The 20106-nt window shown below is 68.4% G+C and carries 20 protein-coding genes; 14 read left to right on the top strand and 6 right to left on the bottom strand.

What is annotated here, in order from left to right; all coding sequences use genetic code 11:
* Window positions 1-2 precede the first annotated feature (2 nt).
* From aztB to ACFU5M_RS14950, 9 genes are all read left to right on the top strand, one after another.
* Window positions 3-2006, top strand: coding sequence for a zinc ABC transporter permease AztB (aztB, locus tag ACFU5M_RS14990; RefSeq protein WP_379049022.1), 2004 nt, complete (start codon window positions 3-5; stop codon window positions 2004-2006).
* Window positions 2003-2920, top strand: coding sequence for a zinc ABC transporter substrate-binding protein AztC (gene aztC, locus ACFU5M_RS14985; RefSeq protein WP_379049021.1), 918 nt, complete (start codon window positions 2003-2005; stop codon window positions 2918-2920). The genes aztB and aztC overlap by 4 nt, the downstream gene beginning before the upstream one ends.
* 35 nt (window positions 2921-2955) lie before the next feature.
* Window positions 2956-4125, top strand: a complete 1170-nt coding sequence (gene aztD / locus ACFU5M_RS14980) for a zinc metallochaperone AztD (RefSeq protein WP_379049020.1) — start codon at window positions 2956-2958, stop codon at window positions 4123-4125.
* Between the two features lie 88 nt (window positions 4126-4213).
* The gene (gene bla, locus ACFU5M_RS14975) at window positions 4214-5119 is read left to right on the top strand and encodes a class A beta-lactamase (RefSeq protein ID WP_379049019.1); all 906 of its coding nucleotides are present in this window, start codon (window positions 4214-4216) and stop codon (window positions 5117-5119) included.
* A gap of 62 nt (window positions 5120-5181) precedes the next feature.
* Window positions 5182-5868, top strand: coding sequence for a hypothetical protein (locus ACFU5M_RS14970; protein WP_379049018.1), 687 nt, complete (start codon window positions 5182-5184; stop codon window positions 5866-5868).
* A gap of 48 nt (window positions 5869-5916) precedes the next feature.
* Complete coding sequence (locus ACFU5M_RS14965) at window positions 5917-7758, top strand: hypothetical protein (protein WP_379049017.1); 1842 nt, start codon at window positions 5917-5919, stop codon at window positions 7756-7758.
* Window positions 7759-8203: 445 nt separating this feature from the next.
* Complete coding sequence (locus tag ACFU5M_RS14960) at window positions 8204-9328, top strand: amidohydrolase family protein (RefSeq protein WP_379049016.1); 1125 nt, start codon at window positions 8204-8206, stop codon at window positions 9326-9328.
* Between the two features lie 141 nt (window positions 9329-9469).
* Window positions 9470-9754 carry a hypothetical protein gene (locus tag ACFU5M_RS14955; RefSeq protein WP_379049015.1) on the top strand — a complete coding sequence of 95 codons (285 nt, stop codon included), beginning with the start codon at window positions 9470-9472 and terminating at the stop codon, window positions 9752-9754.
* A 7-nt stretch (window positions 9755-9761) separates the two neighbouring features.
* Complete coding sequence (locus tag ACFU5M_RS14950; protein ID WP_379049014.1) at window positions 9762-10658, top strand: cation diffusion facilitator family transporter; 897 nt, start codon at window positions 9762-9764, stop codon at window positions 10656-10658.
* A gap of 20 nt (window positions 10659-10678) precedes the next feature.
* On the opposite strand, the gene ACFU5M_RS14945 is transcribed toward ACFU5M_RS14950, so the two are convergent.
* From ACFU5M_RS14945 to fabG, 4 genes are read right to left on the bottom strand one after another with little or no spacing between them, the layout of a single operon-like run.
* Window positions 10679-11953: an extracellular solute-binding protein gene (locus ACFU5M_RS14945; protein ID WP_379049013.1), complete on the bottom strand. Its 1275-nt coding sequence runs from the start codon at window positions 11951-11953 to the stop codon at window positions 10679-10681.
* The gene (locus ACFU5M_RS14940) at window positions 11950-12771 is read right to left on the bottom strand and encodes a carbohydrate ABC transporter permease (RefSeq protein ID WP_379049012.1); all 822 of its coding nucleotides are present in this window, start codon (window positions 12769-12771) and stop codon (window positions 11950-11952) included. The genes ACFU5M_RS14945 and ACFU5M_RS14940 overlap by 4 nt, the downstream gene beginning before the upstream one ends.
* Complete coding sequence (locus tag ACFU5M_RS14935; RefSeq protein WP_379049011.1) at window positions 12761-13627, bottom strand: carbohydrate ABC transporter permease; 867 nt, start codon at window positions 13625-13627, stop codon at window positions 12761-12763. The genes ACFU5M_RS14940 and ACFU5M_RS14935 overlap by 11 nt, the downstream gene beginning before the upstream one ends.
* 55 nt (window positions 13628-13682) lie before the next feature.
* Entirely contained in the window at window positions 13683-14435 is a 753-nt protein-coding gene (fabG, locus tag ACFU5M_RS14930; protein ID WP_379049010.1) for a 3-oxoacyl-ACP reductase FabG, read from the bottom strand.
* Window positions 14436-14603: 168 nt separating this feature from the next.
* Here fabG and ACFU5M_RS14925 point away from each other — a divergent pair, with 168 nt between their 5' ends.
* Both ACFU5M_RS14925 and ACFU5M_RS14920 read left to right on the top strand, forming a co-directional pair.
* Window positions 14604-15080, top strand: coding sequence for an SRPBCC family protein (locus ACFU5M_RS14925; protein ID WP_379049009.1), 477 nt, complete (start codon window positions 14604-14606; stop codon window positions 15078-15080).
* A 175-nt stretch (window positions 15081-15255) separates the two neighbouring features.
* Window positions 15256-15813 (top strand): TetR/AcrR family transcriptional regulator, encoded by a 558-nt coding sequence (locus ACFU5M_RS14920; protein WP_379049008.1) that lies wholly within the window; start codon window positions 15256-15258, stop codon window positions 15811-15813.
* A 14-nt stretch (window positions 15814-15827) separates the two neighbouring features.
* Here ACFU5M_RS14920 and ACFU5M_RS14915 read toward each other — a convergent pair whose 3' ends face one another.
* Window positions 15828-16385: a hypothetical protein gene (locus tag ACFU5M_RS14915; RefSeq protein WP_379049007.1), complete on the bottom strand. Its 558-nt coding sequence runs from the start codon at window positions 16383-16385 to the stop codon at window positions 15828-15830.
* Between the two features lie 759 nt (window positions 16386-17144).
* On the opposite strand from ACFU5M_RS14915, the gene ACFU5M_RS14910 reads away from it, so the two are divergent.
* Window positions 17145-17639, top strand: a complete 495-nt coding sequence (locus tag ACFU5M_RS14910; RefSeq protein WP_379049006.1) for a hypothetical protein — start codon at window positions 17145-17147, stop codon at window positions 17637-17639.
* Window positions 17640-17707: 68 nt separating this feature from the next.
* The gene (locus ACFU5M_RS14905; protein ID WP_379049005.1) at window positions 17708-18949 is read left to right on the top strand and encodes a PepSY-associated TM helix domain-containing protein; all 1242 of its coding nucleotides are present in this window, start codon (window positions 17708-17710) and stop codon (window positions 18947-18949) included.
* A gap of 11 nt (window positions 18950-18960) precedes the next feature.
* Here ACFU5M_RS14905 and ACFU5M_RS14900 read toward each other — a convergent pair whose 3' ends face one another.
* Complete coding sequence (locus tag ACFU5M_RS14900) at window positions 18961-19608, bottom strand: LysM peptidoglycan-binding domain-containing protein (RefSeq protein ID WP_379049004.1); 648 nt, start codon at window positions 19606-19608, stop codon at window positions 18961-18963.
* A 310-nt stretch (window positions 19609-19918) separates the two neighbouring features.
* Here ACFU5M_RS14900 and ACFU5M_RS14895 point away from each other — a divergent pair, with 310 nt between their 5' ends.
* Entirely contained in the window at window positions 19919-20080 is a 162-nt protein-coding gene (locus tag ACFU5M_RS14895; protein WP_379049003.1) for a hypothetical protein, read from the top strand.
* Window positions 20081-20106: the final 26 nt, after the last annotated feature.

The raw sequence follows: 20106 nt of genomic DNA, 5'->3' as shown, positions 1-20106 counted from the left end.
CCATGGAGTGGTTGGCCCCGTTCGAGGTTTCGTTCGTGCAGCGGGCGTTGTGGGGCGGATTGCTCGTGTCGTGCCTGTGCGCGCTGGCCGGCACGTGGGTGGTGCTGCGCGGCATGGCTTTCCTCAGCGACGCGATGGCGCACGGCATGCTGCCGGGCGTCGCGATCGCCGCATTGCTCGGCGGAAATCTTCTGCTGGGCGCGGCATGCAGTGCCGCGGCCATGGCGGTCGGGGTCTCGGTGCTCGGCCGCGGCACCAGGTTCGCCGCCGACACCGGCATCGGATTGCTGTTCGTCGGGATGCTGTCGGCGGGTGTGATCATCGTGTCGCGTTCGCCCTCGTTCGCGGTCGACCTGACCGGCTTCCTCTTCGGTGACGTACTCGCCGTCGGGGAGCGTGACCTCTGGTATCTGGTGGCGGCCGCGCTACTCGCGGCGGTGATCTCGGTGCTGGGCTACCGGGCGTTCGTCGCGCTGACCTTCGACCCGCGCAAGGCGCACACTCTCGGATTGCGGCCCCGTCCGGCGAACGTGGCGCTGATCGGTCTGGTGACCTTGGCGATCGTCGCGTCCTTCCACATCGTCGGAACGCTGCTGGTCTTCGGTCTGCTCATCGCGCCGCCCGCGGCCGCCGTCTACTGGGTGCATCGCATCCCGCTGATCATGCTCACCGCCGCGGCGCTCGGCGCGCTGGCCACCTTCGCCGGGCTGCTGATCTCGTGGCACGCGAGCACCGCCGCGGGGGCGACCATCGCGGCGACGGCTGTCGCGCTGTTCTTCGTCTCGGCGCTGTCGGCCTGGTTGCGCGAGCGGATCCGGTCTTCTCGCATGACCCCGCGACCGCTGGCGCTCATGCTGGTCCTCGCCGCGATCACGCCCCTGATCGGTTGCGGGACAGACCAATCACCGCCTGCGCAGCCGATACCGCACGGGTACGTGGCCGGCGCGGAGGAAGCCGACGAGGCGCAGCCGCGTCTGGTCGTGGCCGACAAAGGCACCGGGGCCGTACAGGTGGTCGATCTCATCACCGAGGACGTGATCGATCTCGGCCGGATGGACGGTGTCGACCGCGTCACCACCGACGGGCGCTTCGCGTTCCTGTCCGCCCGCGACCGGATGCGGATCGTGGACGCGGGTGCGTGGACGGTCGACCACGGCGACCACGTGCACTATTACCGCGCGCCCGCCCGCGACCTGGGCACCCGCACCGGCGCCCCGATGTCGGTCGCGCATGCCGACAGCGCGGTCACGGCGATCGTTTCCGAAGCCGGTGGCACCACGTTGCTGGACCGGTCCGCGCTCGGCGCGGGGTCGGTGAACGAGCGCGGCGTGATCGCGGACGGAATCGCCGTGCCGTACGCCGAGCACCTGCTCGTAGCCGTGCCCGCCCGTGCGCGTATCGAAGTCCGTACCCGGGACGGAGCGCAGACCTCGGCCCTAACCCAGCCGTGCCCGCATCCGCGCGGCTCGGCGGTGACCAGGCGCGGCGTCGTCTTCGGTTGCGCCGACGGGGCATTGCTGGTGACGGCACGCGGCGCGGAGTTCACCGGCGAGAAGATCCCCTATCCACCGGGGACCGCGGACGCCGACCGCGCGGTCGAGTTCTTCCACCGACCGGGCAGCGCGACGCTGGTGGCCGAGGCCGGTCGCCGCGGCGTGTGGGTGCTCGACGTCAGGCGCAAGTCCTGGACTTCGGTGAACACCGGTCCGGTGGTCGCGGCGAACACGGCGGGGGAGGGCGCCGCACTGCTGGTTCTCACCGCGGACGGCCTGCTGCACAGCTACGACGCCGCGTCCGGCCGCGAGTCCGCGGTGGCGCGCCCGCTGACCGCGCCGGTAGCCGACGGTGCGCCCGCGCCGCTGATCCTCGTCGACGAACACCGCGCCTACCTCAACGATCCCGTGGCACGGATGATCCACGAGATCGACTACACCGACAACCTGCGCACCGCGCGCGCGTTCCGCCTCGACGTCATGCCCACCTCGATGGTGGAGACCGGCCGATGAGACTCGCTGTTCGCTTGTGCGCGCTGGTCGCCGCCGCGCTGTTCGCGCTGACCGCATGCTCGAATTCCGGTGCGGCCCGGGACGGGGTCGTCGTCACCACCAATATCCTCGGCGATCTCACCCGCGCCATCGCCGGGGACGCGGTCGAGGTCACCGTGCTCATGGAGGCGGACGCGGACCCGCACTTCTTCGCCATCTCCGCCCAGCAGGCAGCCCAGCTCGAACGCGCGAGCCTGATCGTCTACAACGGCCTCGGTCTCGAGGAAAGCGTGCTGCGCAACGTCGAGGCGGCCGAGAAGTCCGGGGTCGCGGGCGTATCCGTCGGCGCGGCGATCGACCCGATCAGTTACGTGGCGGAGGATGCGAACGGGAGACCGGATCCGCACTTCTGGACCGATCCGCGCCGGGTGCGCAGGGCGGTGGAGGTCATCCGGGACCGGATCGTCGAGCACGTCCGCGGCGTCGACGCCGCGGCCGTCCGTGCCGGAGCCGACCGCTACCTGACCGAGCTCGACCGGCTGGATCGCTGGATGACCGAGCGGTTCGCGACCATCCCCGCCGAACGGCGGAAGCTGGTCACCAACCACCACGTCTTCGGTTACCTGGCGCAACGATTCGGCTTCGAGGTGGTCGGCGCCGTGATTCCGGGTGGAACCACTCTCGCCTCACCGAGCCCGTCGGATCTCTCCGCCCTCGCCGGGACCATCCGGGCCGCCGGGGTCGGCGCGATCTTCGCCGATGCCTCGCAACCCGATCGCCTGGCCCGGGTGCTCGCCGACCAGGCCGGGGTACGCGTCCAGGTGATCCCCTTGTACTCCGAGTCGCTCACCGAACCGGGCGGTGGCGCGGGCACCTACCTGGAGATGATGCGGGCCAACACCGAGTCGATCGTGCGCGGCCTCGCCGCCCCTTAGCGCCCAACCCACGGAAACGAAAGACGGGGTCACCCATGCTTGTTCGATCGAGAACCACGAAATCGGCCGCCCTGACCGGCGTGCTCACCGCGGTACTCACCGTCGCCGGTTGCGGCGCCGACGCTTCCTCGGAACGAGACACCGAGCGCACACCGATCACCGACCCCGTCGCGATCACCTACGACGGCGGAATCCACGTATTGGACGGAAACACCTTAGAACTCGCGCGCACGGTCGAACTCGACGGCTTCAACCGGATCAATCCCGCGGGCGACGACCGTCACCTGATCGTCTCGACCAAAGAGGGCTTCCGCGTCTTCGACGCAGGCACAGCCGAATTCTCCGGCACCGACTTCCCCGGCCCCCATCCCGGGCACGTGGTCCGGCATGCCGGGCGAACCGTGCTCTTCAGCGACGGCACCGGCGAAGTGGTCGCGTTCGACTCCGCCGATCTCGCCAAGGGTGCGCCGAAGACCACCACCTACCGCGCCGCCGCCCCGCATCACGGCGTCGCGATCGAACTGACCAACGGCGAACTCGTCCTCACCCTCGGCACCGAGGAGAAGCGGACCGGCATCGTGGTGCTCGACAAGAACCGCACCGAGAAGGCGCGCAACGAGGACTGCCCCGGCGTGCACGGTGAGGCGACCGCCGCGGGCGAGGCCGTGGTGATCGGCTGCGAGAACGGCGTGCTCGTCTACCGCGACGGCGCGATCACCAAGGTGACCAGCCCGACCGAGTACGGCCGGATCGGCAACCAGGCGGGCAGCGAAACCTCGCCGGTCGTCCTCGGCGACTACAAGCAGGACAAGGACGCCGAACTCGAACGCCCGCAGAAGATCTCCCTGATCGACACGGTCACCGGCGCGTTGCGGCTGGTCGATCTGGGCACCAGTTACACCTTCCGCTCCCTGGCCAGGGGCCCGCACGGCGAAGCCCTTGTCCTCGGCACCGATGGCCGCATCCACGTGATCGACCCCGTCGCGGGCGCCGTCGTGCGCACGATCCCGGCCACGGATCCGTGGCAGGAGCCGCTCGAATGGCAGAAGCCCCGGCCCGCCCTGTTCGTCCGCGGCGGCACCGCTTACGTCTCGGATCCCGGTACCAAGCAGGTGCACCGCATCGACCTGGGCACCGGAGCGAAGACGGCGAGCGTCGCGCTGCCGAGCACGCCGAACGAAGTGAGCGGCGTGGTCGGGCACTGACCCTGGGCTCTCGTCGGTGGGGACAGCGGAGGATGTTCGCGATGATGAGTCCGTTCACCGCGACACCGACCCCCGCGAAAGGACGCGTATGACGCAGTCGCCCATCGGCCGCCGGACACTTCTGGCGGCGGCGGCACTCCTACCGTTGGCCGGGTGCGCGGCGGAGCGGAAGCCTTCTTCCTCCGCCGCGCCCACTGCCCAGGCGGACGAGCGCCACGATCGCCTGATCGAGTTGGAACGACGGTTCGACGCACGCCTGGGCGTCTATGCCCGCGCCACCGGGACGGGCGCCACCGTCGCCCACCGAGCCGATGAACGATTCGCGTTCTGTTCGGCGTTCAAGGGCTTGGCCGCAGCAGCGGTGCTGCAACGAAACCCGCTGTCGCACTTGGACACCGTCGTCACCTACACCCGGGACGATCTGCTGAAGAACGCCTCCGTCACCCCTCGGTACGTGGACACGGGAATGACGATCCGCCAGCTGTGTGACGCCGCGGTACGGTACAGCGACGGCACCGCGGGCAATCTCCTGCTCCGCGATCTCGGTGGCCCGGCCGAGCTGACGGCGTACGCCCGGAGTCTGGGCGACCCTGTCACTCGCATGGACCGGATCGAGCCCGCGATCACCGAAGCCACCCCGGGAGACCCGCGCGACACGACTTCGCCGAGGGCGTTCGGCGAGGTCTATCACCGGATCGTGCTTGGCGACGCCCTTCCGGCCGACAAGCGGGACTTCCTCCGTGATCTGCTGGAGCGCAACGCCACGACCGCGGGCGCCCAGCGGATCCGGGCCGGCACACCGCGGGGATGGCGGGTGGCCGACAAGACCGGGACCGGCGACTACGGCACCCTCAACGACATAGCGGTCGTGTGGCCCCCGGATGCCGCGCCACTCGTCGTCGCGATCATGTCCAGCAAAGCCACCCGAGATGCCGCCTACGATCAGGCTCTCCTCGCCGAAGCCGCCGCGTACGTCATGGACGCACTCACCTAGCCGGCGGGCCGTCGCAGTTCTCGAGCGGAGACCGGTGTGCGAAATCCTCTGCGAGTTGCGGGTTGCCGCTGCGATACGAGCCGGACGTCTCCAAGGCCGAATGGTTCACCGAGCGTCTTGATCCCTGGATGCAACTGTGCTCGATCGGGCCGAGCGGGTTCGCGCGATACGCCCGGCTGTATCACCCCGCCGAACCCGACGATGATCCGTCCGATCCCGATATCCTGCTGAGTCTCGAAGGCGACCTCGACATCGAGGTGCTTCAGCGGCTGTGCGGCATTCTCGCCGAGCACACCCAGACGCCGGACGAGTGCTATTTCGGGCTCTGGGACGGCTTCGGTGACATCCACGGCGGCTCCACGGTTGTCATGGCGTTCAGCGAGGACGAGTCCGTGGATCTTCCGCCCGCGCCGACTGTCGCACCGGCCTTCCCGCCGCACGTGCTCGAGGGGCCGCGCCTGCGGATACCCGCGCGGGACTATCTGCTGTTCCGCGGCCCGCTCGCCGAGGCCGGGCAGTGGGGAGCCGCGGACCTGCTGCCGGGCTGGCCGCGGACGATCAACAGCCCGAATCTGATCTGGCCCGCGGACCGGGCGTGGTTCGTGGCGACCGAGATCGACCTGCCTTGGACCGGTATCGCGGGCAGCGCCGCGCTGATCGAGGCCGTGCGGGCCGACGCGGCACTGGACGTCGAGGAAGTCGAGCCGTCGAGCGACCTGTCGTATCGGCGGGACCGGCAGTTCCCATAACCGAGAAGGGACGGGTCCCCGGCCCGACCGCCGCTACGGTGGGATGACATGGACACTGCTGTGCTCGCCGTGCCGGAGCCCGCACGCGTCCCTCGGTCCGCGGCGTCGGCGAGGGGCCGGTTCCGGCGGATCTCGAACGCGCGGCCGGTGGTCGTCGTAGCCGGGTGCCTGGTCGTGTTGCAGCTTGCAGTCCGCTGGTGGGTCGCGGGCAGCGGCTACTTCTACTGGGACGACTTCATCCTGGTCGGCCGGGCGGCCCGATTCGGGCTGTGGTCCACGGACCTGCTGCTGTACGACCACGACGGGCACTTCATGCCGCTGGCCTTCGCCACGGCCTGGGCGGTGAACGCGGTCGCGCCGCTGGCCTGGGCCGGACCGGTGACGGTGCTGCTGATCATGCAGCTCGGCGCGTCGGTAGCCGTGGTGCGCATGCTGGTGCTGGTGGCGGGCCTACGATGGCCGGTCCTGCTTCCGCTGGTCTTCTACCTGTTCTGCCCCCTGACGATCCCGGCGTTCGCCTGGTGGGCCGCCGCCCTGAACGCGCTGCCGCTGCAGTTCGCGCTCGCGTGGGTGATCGGGGACGCGGTGCTGCTCGTCCGGACCGGTCGGCGCCGATACGCGTTGTCCGGGATCGCGGTGTCGGCGGTGGCGCTGCTGTTCTTCGAGAAGTCGGCGGTCGTGCCGTTCGTCGCCTTCGCCGTCACCGCGCTGGCCCGCTACGTCGACGGCGGCGAGGCCCCGATGCGCACGGTGGCCCGGCGGGGCGCGGCGCTGTGGGCCGGATCGGGCGCGGTGCTGGCCTGCTGGTCGATCGCGTATCTCGTGGTGGTCGACGGTCCCGGCCTGCCCGACCGGTGGGAGGAGTTGCGCGACCTGCTGCCCGGCGCGGCCTCCCTGGGGATCGTGCCCGCCTTGTTCGGCGGGCCCTGGGTGTGGGAGCGGTGGCTACCGTCTACGCCGTGGGCGGATCCGCCGGGGTGGGCGGTGGCGTCGGCCTGGCTGGCGCTGGTCGCGGTCGTAGCGCTGACGGTGCGCGCCCGGCGGCGGATCGGGGCGGTCTGGCTGACGGCCGCGGCCTACATTCTGATCGCTCAGCTGGCGGTCGCACTGGCTCGCGGCGGACCGAACACCGCGGGGGAGTTGATGCAATCGCTGCGCTACTTCGCCGACACGGCGGTGGTGTCGGCGGCCGCGGGTGCGCTCATGCTGCGTGCCGGACCCCGGCCGTCCAGTAGCCCTGCGCTCCCGAGGCGGTCGGTGACAGTCGGGTTGACCGTGGTGTTCGTCGTCAGCAGTCTCTGGTCCACCTGGACGTTCGTGGCTTCCTGGCGTGTCGGTCCGACCGAAACCTACATCACCAACGTGAAATCGGGACTGAGCGCGTGGGACGGCGCACCCCTGCTCGAGCAGGAGGTTCCGTGGAATGTGTTGAATCCGTTGGCCTATCCGCAGAACCTCACCAAGAATGCGCTGGCTCCCATAGCCGCTCCCGGCACGTTCGCGGACTCGACACCCCACCTGCGAATGATCACCGACACCGGTGAGATCGTCGAAGCGGCGGTCTGGTGGAACCGGATCATCCTCCCCGGTCCGGAGCCCGGCTGCGGGTACCGGATCGACGGTGCCGCCCCGTCCCGCCTGCTCCTCGACGGCCCGATGCTCGCGAACAAATGGACCGCGCGACTCAACTACCTCGCCAGCCGCGACGGCCGGATCACCGTCGCCATGGAACAAGGCGAAGCGGTGACAGCACCGGTCCGAAAGGGCCCGAACACCGTGTTCGTTCGCCTCATCGGCAGCGGATCGGCGCTTCGAATCACCTCCGCCACACCGGGCCTGAACCTGTGCGTCGGCGTCGGCCCGGTCGGTGTCGCGTCCTACGACAATTGAAGGTCACACGTCACCGCTCCGCCGCTGCCGCCGCCTCCCGGCGGGCGGGATGAGACCGGACACCACGTTCAGGACGAAGTGCGGTCGCAGCACTCCGGCCGCGATGCGATCAGTCCCGGTATATCGCAACGTAGGCGTTGGTGGCGGTCCCGATGCTGGTGGGGCCCAAGCATGAGGCTGTGCCCTGACCGGACGGGCTGAAGGAGCCGCTCCACGAACCTCGGTACGGGCCGACGCCTCGGGCGGTCCGCCACCACGTCTCGAAGCTGCACCGCGCGGGCGTAGGAGAAGTAGCTGAGGCTGTCCACGGTTCTGAGAATTTCATCATTTACAATTGACGACGTTTTCGTCTTAGCTGATGATTTCATCGCATACCGTCGTGGCGGTGGTGATGGCGAGCATCGACGGCTCGGCCCGCTCCCCGTCCGGACAAGTGAGGACTTCGATGACCGATTCCCGATCCCGCAGGACGATGAGCAGGCGTGGGGCGCTGAGCGGCGCTCTCGCGGGAACGCTCGGCGGCGCGGCGATGGTGGCGGCCGCGCGGGCGACCCCCGCTCGCGCCCAGCAACCTGCGCCTTCGGGCACCTACCGGATCGACCTGCACGCGCACTTCCTCCCGCCGGACTATCGCGCGGCGTTGCTCGACCACGGCCACCTCACAATCGGCGGCTACCCGACCCCGGATTGGTCGCCGGAGCAGGCGCTGGCGTTCATGGACTACTACGGGATCCAGGCGCAGGCGCTGTCGGTGTCCGACCCCGGCGTGTCGTTCCTGCGCGGCAAGGAGGCCGCCGATATGGCCCGATACTGCAACACCTACGCCGCGGGGCTGTTCCGGGCGCATCCCGGACGATTCGGCGCATTCGCGGTGCTGCCGATGCCCGATATGCCCGCTTCCATCGCCGAAGCCGTCTACGCGCTGGACGAACTGCATCTCGACGGTGTGGTCCTGTTGTCGGCCTATGCGGGCGTCTACCTCGGCGATCCCCGCTTCGAGCCGTTGCTGATCGCGCTGAACCAGCGCAACGCCTACGTCTTCGTGCACCCCGCCGCGATCCCCGCCGACGCCAAACCGGAACTGCCGCTGCCGGACTTCCTCGAAGAATTCACCTTCGACACCACCCGCGCGGCGACGTTGATGATGGCCACCGGGGTGACGCAGCGCTACCCGAACATTCGTTTCCAGCTGGCGCACGCGGGCGGAACGCTGCCCTTCCTGTCCCACCGCATCAGCGTCGCCTCGCAAACGGTGATCGGCGAGTTCTGGCCCGAAGATCTGCCGCGGCCGTCGATACTCGATACGCAACGCCAGATCGCGAACTTCTACTACGACACCGCGCTGAGCGGCTCGGCCGCGGCGATGGCGAGTGTGCTGGCCGTCAGCAAGCGCGAGCACGTGGTCTTCGGGTCCGACTGGCCCTTCAGCGCGCTCACGCTTCCGCAGTCCGGCACGCACGATCCGGCACCCGGGCTCAGCGACGTCTTCGACGCGGACCAGCGGATGGAGGTCGAACGGATCAACCCGCTGCGGCAGCTGCCCCGGCTGGCCGCGGCTGTCGACGGGTGAGCGACTGTCGCGCGCCATCGGGTGGGCGCACGGTTCCCGGCGAAACTCCGAACCACGATCCCCGGATGTCCGCGCGCACGGGTGAAGATAACCAAGGATTCGCCGAGTAGTTCTGTGACCACCGCGAGAGGAGCCGGTCCGATGGCAGCGAAACCCACGCGGGTCCGTACCTGGACCCGCCCCATCGTCGTCGTCACGCTGCTCATGGCGTTGCTGTCGGTGATGTACCTCGGTTACGTCGTCGATCCCGAGGAGAATTCGCGCATCCGCGCCATCCTGTACTGCGAAGCCAGCGGTGCGGCGGGCCTGGAACGCGGTGTCTGGATGGCGTTGCTCGGCCTGTGCTTCGGCGCGGCGGTGACGATCTTCTACGACCGGGAAGGGCTGTGGCGCGTGGCAGACCGCGGTCGCGGCGTCGAGACGTAGTCCGGCAGTGCGCGCGCTGCTGCTCTCGCTGTGGGCCTCGGTGTGCTTCGTCGTGCTTTCGCTGGTGTGGGGAATCGCGGCGGGATCGCAGATGATCGTTTTCGACGGTCTCTATTCGCTGGTCAGCGTCGGGCTTTCGGGCCTGGCCGTCATGGCGCACCGGACCGCCGCGAAGGGCGCCGATGCCGTCTATCCGTGGGGCCGGGAGACGTGGGAGCCGGTCGCGGTCGTCGTGAAGTCGGCCGCTCTCGGCGGACTGTGCCTGTACGGATCGGTCAACGCCGTGCGGGAGATCGTGCACGGCGGCCGCGCGGTGTCGGCCGGCTCCGCGCTGGCGTACGCGGTGATCGCGTCGCTGGCGAGTGTCGCCGTCGCGATGGTGCTGTACCGCGCCGCCCGCTCCGACACCGGTCTGGTGCGCGCGGAGGCGGCGGAATGGGCAGGCGACGCGGCGCTGAGCCTGGTCACGATGGGCGGGTTCCTGATCGCTGTCATCCTGAACGCGACCGGGCGCGACTACGCCGCGCGGTACGTGGATCCGAGCCTGGTGATCGTGGTGTCGGTGATCTACCTGTGGGTTCCGGTGAGGCTGTTGCGGGAGGCGTTCCGGGAGATCTTGACCATGGCCGCCGCGGAGCCGGTCGGCTCGGCTATCGAGGAGGTGTGCGAAGAACTTCGCGCCGCGTACGGATTCGACGAATTCTTCGTGCGTGCGTCCAAGGTCGGTAGCAGGCTCGATGTGGAACTGGCCTTCGTCGTCGGTCCGAGCACGCCTCGCCGCGACGTCGACTCGTTCGACCAGGTGCGCGCGGAGATCCAACGGCGTTTCCACGCGCTGGGATTCCGCCACTCGACGTCCGTGCTGTTCACCGCACAGCGCCAGTGGGTGGACCGGGGCTCCTGACGATCTCGCCGCACACTCGCTCAGTTCTCCGCGACGGCGGCCGCGGCCGCGGTCCGGGCGCGGGAAACTGCCTCCGGTACCGGAATCCGGCCCAGATACATTTCGGCGAGAATCGGATCGATGGCGCGGAGCGCGGCCGGAAAGCCCGGTCCGCCACCGGAGGAGATGCGCGGGCCGCGCAGCACGTCGAAGAAGGGGGAAACGTCTATTCCCCGCGCGGCCCAGTAGTCGCGATAGCGTCGCTGTTCGGCGACGACTGCCGGGATGGCGCCGCCGCCCTCGGCCAGGTAGCGATTGCCCGCCCCGCTGCCCAGCCAGGCCAGCACCCGGCGCACCGCGTGCGGATGCCGAGTTGCCGCGTTGCCTGCGACGCCGATCGCGTTGTTCGTGCTCACCCGCCCGGCCGGGCCCTCGGGCAACAGCGCCACGCCCCACGCGAAGCGGGCTCGCTCGGAGATCTGTGCGAGATTGAACGTCCCGGACTGAAACAGCGTCGATTTGCCTTGCAGAAAGGCATTCTTCGCGAAGTCGGGATTGGTGTTGGTGTCCGCGGGCGAGGGCGTGAGCCGATCGGCGATCAACCGCGTCAGATAGTCGAACGCCGCCACGCCTTGCGGGCTGTCGAAGACGAAGCGGTCGTTGTCGTCCTGCAAGCGTGCTCCCGCCGAGCCCAGATAGGGCAGCTCGATGGACTGGAAGTCGTGGCCGGCGTTGTACGCCCACGGGGCGGCCGTGGCCAGCCTGCGCAGCACCGGCCGCAAGGTGTCGTCGCCGCCCGGACTCCATCGCAGCGCATTCAGCTCCGCGGGATCCACCTGTGCGGCCGCGAGCAATTCCCGGTTGTAATAGACCGCGGTACCGGCGTCGACGAATTGCGGGACAGCCCACAACTTTCCGTGGCGTGTGTACTGCGCTACCGCCGAAGGATCCCAGACTGTCGCGGCCTCGGGGCCGAGTGCCGCCCCGATGTCGATCAGCCGCCCGGTATCGGCGTAGTCCTCGTACAAGTTGGTCCAGAACAGATCGTCGGCGGTGCCTCCGGCGACGTCCAAGCGCAGCTTCTGCTGATAGGAGGACCAGGGCACCACCGTGATCCGTACTTCGATGTCCGGGTTCGCCCGCTCGAACTCCGCGAGGGAGGCACGGTAGGCGGGAACGAGACTCTCGTCCCAGATGCGCAGCCCCAGCACGGTGCGCCCGGACGCGTCGCCGCTGCGTCCGAGCCACAAGACGGCCGTGACCAACAGCGCCGCCGCCAGCGCGAGGGCGAGTACGACGCGGGTCGAAGTCCTCATTTCACTCCAGTCCACGCGATCGAGCGCAGCACTTGGCGCTGGAATATCACGAACAGCACCACCAGCGGCGCGATGGCCAGCGTCGTGGCCGCCATCACCAGGGTCCACTGCGCGTTGTAGCGAGTCTGGAGGTTCGCCGTCGCCACGGTCAGCACCTGCCACGAGCGGCCGCTGCTCGCCACCAGCGGCCACATGAAGTTGTTCCATTGCGAGACGATCGTGATGAGCGTCAAGGTCGCCAGCACCGGCCGGCTCATCGGCACCATCACGTGCACGATGATGTCGAGGGTGTTGGCGCCGTCGAGCCGCGCCGCACCGATCAACTCCTGCGGGATCGCGCGAAAGTATTGGCGCAGCAAGAAAATCGCGTAGGGCGATCCGAACACGAAGGGCAACACCAGCGCCCAGAACGTGTTCAACAGGCCCAGTTGCGCGAACATCAGATACAGGGGGATGAGGGTTACCATCGGCGGCACCATCATGGTGCCCAGATAAACCCAGAACAACGCGTCGCGGCCGGGGAATTCGGTGCGGGCGAACGCGTATGCCGCCAGCACCGAGGTGATCAACTGGCCACCGGTGACGAACACCGTCATCAGCGCCGTCACCAGCACCGCACGTCCGAACCCGTAGTCCAGCACGGTCCCGAAGTTGTCCGCCGTGGCCGGATGCGGCACGGCCAGCGGTGACCCGCTCGCGAACTGGTCGGGCGTCTTGACCGCGGTGAGGGCGCTGAGCAGCAGGGGCGTCACGGTAAGCAGGGCTCCGGCCGAGAGCACCGCGTAGGCGGCGGCCGAACGTAGGCGATCAGAACTCATAGGTGGTCCGATTCCGGAAGTAGCGGTGCTGCGCCACGGTGATCGCGAACATGACCGCGAACACCACGAGCGCCATGACGGCGGCGCGGCCCGGACGCGCCGCGTCGAATGCCTCGGAGAAGATGCGCATCGCGAGCACATCGGTGCGATCGCCCGGCCCGCCCTTGGTCAACGCGTACACGGTGTCGAAGGTTTGGAACGCGGTCAACACACCGGTGACCAGGACGAAGAACATGGTAGGGCGCAGCAGCGGCAGGATCAGCCAGCGAATCCGGCGCCAGCCGGTAGCGCCGTCCAGCGCTCCCGCGTCGAGGATCTCGCTCGGTATCGCGCGGATCCCGGCCACGAAGAACAGCGCCACGTACCCGAAGTTCGCCCACACGCTCACCGCGGCCACCGACGGCAGCGCCAGCGCCGGATCCGACAGCCATTCGACGCGTCTGCCGAGTACGGCGTTGACGGCGCCCCCGGTGGGGGCGAACATCCACTGCCACACCACGCCTACCGCCACCGGCGCGCACATCCACGGCAGCGCGTACATGATTCGCAAGCTCGTCGCGCCGCGCCGTCGAGCCAGCAACGCCGCGACCGTGAAACCCAGCACGGTCTGCGCGGGCACCACGATCGCGGTCAACGCCAGCGTCACCAGCATGGCATGGCCGAACGCGGCGTCCCCGAGCACCGAGCGCCAGTTGCGCAGTCCCACGAATTCTCTGGGCCCCAACAGATTCCAGCTGTGCAGGCTGAGCCAGGCCACTACCAGGATCGGCAGCAACAGGAACGCGCCGACGCCGATCAGGCTGGGCAGCAAGAGGACATAGCTCGTCACGATACGACGAGCCGCACGCCGGTTCATGTGCTGCGACGTTACCGCCCCCGCCCGCACCCGCACGGCGGGCGGGGCCGCGCGGTCAGTCGGTCGGGCCGCCCGCCACGTAGATCACCTGTCCGGAGACGAAACCGGCGCCCTCGCTCACGAGGAACGAGGCGGTGTGCGCGATGTCCTCGGGAGTACCGACCCGCTGCACGGGAATCTGCGAAGCGGCGGCCTTCTGGAAGTCCTCGAACGAGACGCCGACGCGCTCGGCGGTGGCGGCGGTCATGTCGGTGACGATGAAGCCGGGAGCGATGGCGTTGGCCGTGACGCCGAATTTGCCCAGCTCGAATGCCAGAGTCTTGGTGAAGCCTTGCAGGCCTGCCTTCGCCGCCGAGTAGTTCACCTGGCCGCGATTGCCGAGGGCGGAGGTGCTGGACATGTTGACGATCCGCCCCCACTTCTGATCGACCATGTACTTCTGCACCGCCCGGGTGAGCAGGAACGCGCCACGCAGGTGCACGTTCAGCACGGCGTCCCAGTCGGCGACGCTCATCTTGAACAGCAGGTTGTCGCGCAGGATGCCGGCATTGTTCACCACGACGGTCGGCGCGCCCAACTCCTTCTCCAGTTGCTGGATGGCGGCGGCGACCGACTCCTCGTTCGACACGTCGGCGCCGAGTGCGACGGCTTGCCCACCCGTCTCGGTGATGGCGCGGACCGTGCCGGCGCAGGCGGCCGCATCGAGGTCCAGCACGCCGACACGAAGCCCGTCCGCCGCCAAGCGCCCGGCGATCGCCGCACCGATCCCTCGTGCGGCGCCGGAAACCACTGCCACTCGCTCGCCCATGAGCGCGTCCCTTCGTCGGTCGGATGTCGAATCAGTCATACCGCACCGGCCTGCCGCCGGGGCGAGGACCGGCCGCCGAGCGCGCCGCTCGAATCGGCGCGGGGTGAATTAGCACAACTCTCGAGTAGAAGGCTTGCTCCGCTCCCGGCCCGATGTTTCGATCGGCACGTGACCGACCAGAACGAGCCTCCTCGTATCGTCAGCGCCAGCCGTGAGATCAACGCGGGTCCGGCGGACATCTTCGAGCTCATCGCCGATCCCGCCGAGCAGCCGCGCTGGGATGGCAACGACAACCTGGCCGAGGCCGCGACAGGGCAGCGGGTGCGGGAATCGGGGGCGGTGTTCAGCACCACCCTGACCAACGGCGCCGTCCGCGACAACCACGTGGTGGAGTTCGCCGAGGGCAGCCGCATCGCGTGGCGCCCGTCGGAACCAGGCAATCAACCGCCCGGCCACCTTTGGCGCTGGGAGCTGGAGCCGGTGGATGCCGACCGCACCCGAGTCACCCACACCTATGACTGGACCTCGCTCACCGACGAGAAGCGTCAGGTCCGCGCCCGCGCGACCACCGCGGACAAACTGTCGGCCTCCCTCGACCGCCTCGCCGAACTCGTCGAGCGGCAAGCGATTCCGCCGCGGCAGTGACCGTCGTCGTCCGGTAGCGGAGTTCCTCTCGCCGCTTGTCCGGTCACCTTCGGTAGTCGCCGTCGGTTCCCCGCGCCGCGTCGATGGTGCGTCGTTCACACCTCCTCGATGCGGATGCGGGGCCGGGCGTTCGGTGGGGCACGCACGTCCACAATGGTCCGGTAATCTTGCCCGAATGACCTCGCCACGCCGTGCGAACAGGGGGCCGAAGGCGGCGGCCGGCAACCGGGCGGCCTTGATCCAGGCGGCACGCGAGGTTTTCGCGGACAGTGGATTCGACGCGCCGTTCAGTTCCATCGCGCGGGCCGCCGGAGTCGGGCAGGGCGTGCTCTACCGGCACTTCCCGACGCGGGAGAGCATCGCGCTCGCGGTGTTCGAGGAGAACATCGACGGTATCGAAGCGGTGGCCGCCGATCCCGCGGTCACCGTCGACGACCTCCTGTCGATCATGGTCGAGCAGATCACCACCTCGGCGGCGTTCATCGCCATGATCCACCCCACCGATACCGACGATATGCGCCTGTTCGAGGTGGCGCGACGGCTGATCACCCTCATCGCGGAGAAGCTGGAGGATCCGGATCAGCGCGGCACGATCAGTGCGGACATCACCACCGCGGACGTGGTCCTGGCGCTGGCGATGCTGGCCGCCGTCCTGTCGAAGACCGACGCGCTGTCGAAGAAGGAGACCGCCCGGCAGGCATGGGCGTTGCTGGACCGCGCTCTGCGCGGCTGAGGCACGCCCGCGGGTTACGGCAACCGATCGATCGACGCCAGTTCATCGGCGACGCGCTCGAACGACCGGATGATGTGCATGAGCCCGTTGGCGAATTCGCGTTGCCCGAAATCTATTCCGGTTTCCGCCGACCAGCGAGCGAGCAACCGGTGTAGCGTGGCGTCGGCGCCGCGGGTACGCAGTCGCACCGCGGCGGCGTGTGCGTGTCGTTGTGCCGAATCGGCAACGGCGACAATGCCTTCGGCGGTGAAGACGGCGGAGTCATCGATGATATCGACCAGTTCGACGAGTTCGTCGGCGAGCCCGATCAGATCGTGGATCTGCGCGATCTCCGCGGCGATCGCCATGTGGTCGATGCAGCAGCGCAGCAGAATGCCGAGCTTGTGCAGGTGCCCGGGAAGCGGGCGGATAGGCGCACCGAGGGGCGTGAGGTCCGCCAAGCGGTGCCGGATACTGAACGGATCGGCCGGGGGAGCGCCGAATTCGGCGAGCACGATGGCGCCCGCGCGCAGATCCAGGGCTGTCGCGGTGAGCGGGTCGGCGGGATCGGCACGCCTCGTGAGCGTTCGCATACGTCTCCTGGTGATCGTTGCCGACACGCCGACTTGCCCATGCCGCCCCCCTCGGTCGCAGATGGAATCGTCGCATGGCGACACCCTCGACATGGGTTGCCGAGTGATTGCCAGAGTTATGTTCCGGACCTTTCGATGATCCGGATAGGTTTGTCCGGTAGGTAATCAGTTTGAACTATGAGCGCGGTGTCGTCAAGCTGCCATCGCAGTGCGGTTCCGGTCGGCGCGGGACTGGTATGCCGACTGTGATTCACCTGCTTGCCGGGCTGAAACAGCTGGTGTGGTGGGTTCTCGAATAGTTGCGACTGGCGGCGTTCGCTCGCGTTCCGGGTGTGGTGGGCAGGGTTCGTTCGCCCGTTCGCCGATGCGGTGCAGCCGAAAACGCGTCGTGCGGCGGTGCCGTATATGGGCTGCGGTAGGCGAACGGATGGTCTCGACCAGGCGATTGCTGGATCGGTGATATAGGTCACAATCAAGCTCGTCCGAAGTGGTGTCATCGGATCGTGGACCGCCTTAGTGTGTGTGCGGCAGAACCTTCCGGCGAGGGGCCCGGCGATCCGCTCTCACCCGCCGTCTCCGCTCTCCGGATCCTTTGTTGGTTCGGCACGCGGCCGCCCATCGGCCGCGCGGCTCGCTGATGGGATGGGAACCATGGCTCTACGATCTGTCGATTCCGTTGACCGAGGCGCTCCAGTATCGCCCTCCTTCGCTCGCTGGCGAGACCGGACGCGCCGGTGCCCGCATCGGTATCGCCTGGCGGTGGTCGCGCCGAACATCGCGGACGTCGTGCGCTGGACCGGCGGGTGGCTGTTCGATCGAACAGTCGCGGGATGGGAGGTGACGGTGCTGGTCGCCGACCCGGGAGACACCCGCCCGCTGCGCATTCTCGGGGCGACGGTGCTCGATCTCGAGCAGTTCTCGGCCGCGCCGGTGCGGGAGGCGTGGCCGCAGGCGGTCGCCGTCGCCTCCGCAACGTATCTGTCCGACAGCCGGGTTCGCGACGGCGTGCTCGAGTGTCTCGACCGGGGGCGCACCGAGGTGACGATGTGGGGCGAGGTTCTTCCTGCGGAACTCGACCATCGAGTCGGTTCGGTGCAGCACCGGGTCAGCGTTGCCGGGCGGGCCTTCAAGGGGTGCGCGTTGCGAGCGGCGGGGCTCGCGACCGAGGTGGCCGGTTCCGTCGAGGTGTTCCGGACGGGGGAGGCAGCGCGGATGTATCCGAGATACGGCCTCGATCTCGTGCCCGCGGGGTGATCGGGAGGCCGGGACGGACGGGAACCCGCCGAGACTGGGAAGGGCTTATTTCAAGTTAGCCTAACCTTATGAACGTGACCGCGGTGGTGCACGAGTCCGGCAAGCGGATCGTTCGCTCGCGCAGACGATCTCGGAAACCGATGCGGCGTGGACTGATCTCGATCCACCGCTGGTCGGCGTTGATCCTCGGCTCGGTCCTCGTGGTGCAGTCGACATCGGGCGCGATCCTGCTCTACCACGCCGAACTGTTCCGGGCCCAGCACAGCTCCTTCTACCGGCATACGGACGTGCCGCCGGTGATCGACGCCGAGCGAGCCGTCGCGCTGGTGCGTGCGACCGATCCCGATTTCGCCGTCGGCTGGGTCGGTGTGGACGGCGGTGTGATCGCGATCGGGAACACGCGATACACCGCCGCCTACTCCGTCGATCCCGGTACCGGACGCATCAACGAGCGGGTGAACCTGACCGACGGCATCCTCGGTTGGCTGGCCAATCTGCACAACTGCGCATTCGGCTGCGCGCGCTACTCGGGCGCGATCCCGATCATGGAGAACCAAGCTCCCCTCATCGACATCAAATGGGGCGCGGTCATTTTGGGCTCGCTCGGCACGCTGTTGGTAGCGCTCGCGGTGTCCGGTGTGGTCATCTGGTGGCCCTCGCTCAGGCGGGTGCGCAACGGGTTCCGAGTCCGCCTGCGGAAGGGACGCTTCGCCCGGGACCGCGACCTGCACGACGTCATCGGTGTTCTCGCTGTGCCGTTCCTACTGGTGTGGGGCATCACCGGGACCACCATCGAGTGGCCCGCCGTCCAGCGCGCTTGGCTCGTCGCCACCGGCGGCAACACCACTCTCGAACGAACCGAGAGATCCTTCGTGCCGCGCTCGGACGGCCCGGGCCGGGCCCCGCTGTCCATCGGCGAGGCGGACGCGATCGCGCGCCGAGCCGCGCCGGGCCGACTCGCCTACCTGTTGCTGCCCACCGCCGACGCCCCGTATTACCGCGCCGCCGTCGCCGGCGCCTATTCGCCCCGTGAGCACCGCCTCTTCTACAGCGGTGACGTCTTGGTCTACGTGAACGCCTACGACGGCGCCGACATCAAGGTGGTCGACGCCAGTCACGACCGGCCGCTGGCAAACACCTTCTACGCCAAAGTCTTCGAGCCGGCCCACTTCGGCTGGCTGGTGAACGGCTGGTGGCGACTGGTCTGGCTGGCCTTCGGCCTAACTCCGCTCGCGTTGGCCGTCACCGGGCTGTCGACCTGGCTGTTCCGGCGCAGAACCGAACGCCGCCGCAACGGCGCGAGGACATAGCCGTCATCCGGTCACGACGGGAAGTGGATCACCTGCCGGGAGAAGATCGCATCGGGGTTTGCGAGATGATTCGCCGCTGCGACAACTTCGACCCTGGTGTCCAGATCCGCGGGGCCGTACTCGTGGTGGCACATTGTCCGCAGCGTGTCGCCGGCGACGCTGCGGCGGCGATTCAGGCCGGGCACGATGAGTACGTGGCCGGGAGCTGGTTCGGTGCCGGAGGGCAGGTGGTTCGCCCGTTCGATCAGCAGGGCGAGGTGGTCGTCGCCGTACCAGCGCTCGGCGAGTACCGCGAGAGTCTCGCCTTCGACCACCGTGTGGTGGCCGACATCGGCCAGCTCCGGGATGTGCAGCCACGCGCCTTGCTGTATTTGGCGTTGTGCCACACCGTTGACCACTTCCCAGATCAATTGGACGCCGGGGTCATCGTGGCCGTAGTAGCGCTGGGTGATCTGCTTTCGCGCCGCGGTGGAGTCGGCGGTGGTGACGAGGTGCCGCCGCGTGATGTAGGGAATCAGGAGTTGTTGTCCGACGTCGATCGCATTCGGATCGGCGAGATGGTTCTGGCGCGCGATCGCCGGGAACAGACTGCTGTCGCCGTACTCGCGCTGCGCGATCGCGGAGAGGGTGTCGCCAGGTCGAACCTCGTACTTCTTCATCTCTTCCGCCTTTCTGAGAGTGCAGGCATTGGGAGCCGCGGACCCCGCGGGATCCGTCGTCGCCGCTGATCTCGACTCGAGCCGACTCCGGAGATCTACCGGTCACGAAGGGTTTCGCGGTATCGAATGCTCGTCGCCGATGGTCGCCTGATCGCGAGTAGGCGACTACTCGATTTCACCGGCGCTGTTGCCACTGCGATGGAGGCGAGAGCCGAACACCCGAATTCTTCAGGTGAAGCCGATCGAGTCGGGTAGGGCCGAGGGGATCACGGGGCATCCGTGCCGGGTACTGCGAGCGCGACGTTCCCGCGTGGAACACCAACTCGACCGGCGCCGGCCCGACCAGAACGCCGCCGACGACCTCATCGTCGAACACGCCGTCCTGCGGATTCAGGCCGAAATCGAGTGGCACGAAAGGGTGCTCGCCGACATCGACAAACTCGACGCACCCTTCGCGAATCGTGAACGGTGAAGTAATCATCCTGACCGGCGCGAGGC

Origin of the sequence: Nocardia sp. NPDC057455 (genome assembly GCF_042802775.1) — a bacterium.
Taxonomy (GTDB): Bacteria; Actinomycetota; Actinomycetes; order Mycobacteriales; family Mycobacteriaceae; genus Nocardia.
The sequence above is the reverse complement of the archived record's forward strand: the minus strand, read 5'-3'. Positions and strand labels throughout refer to the sequence as shown.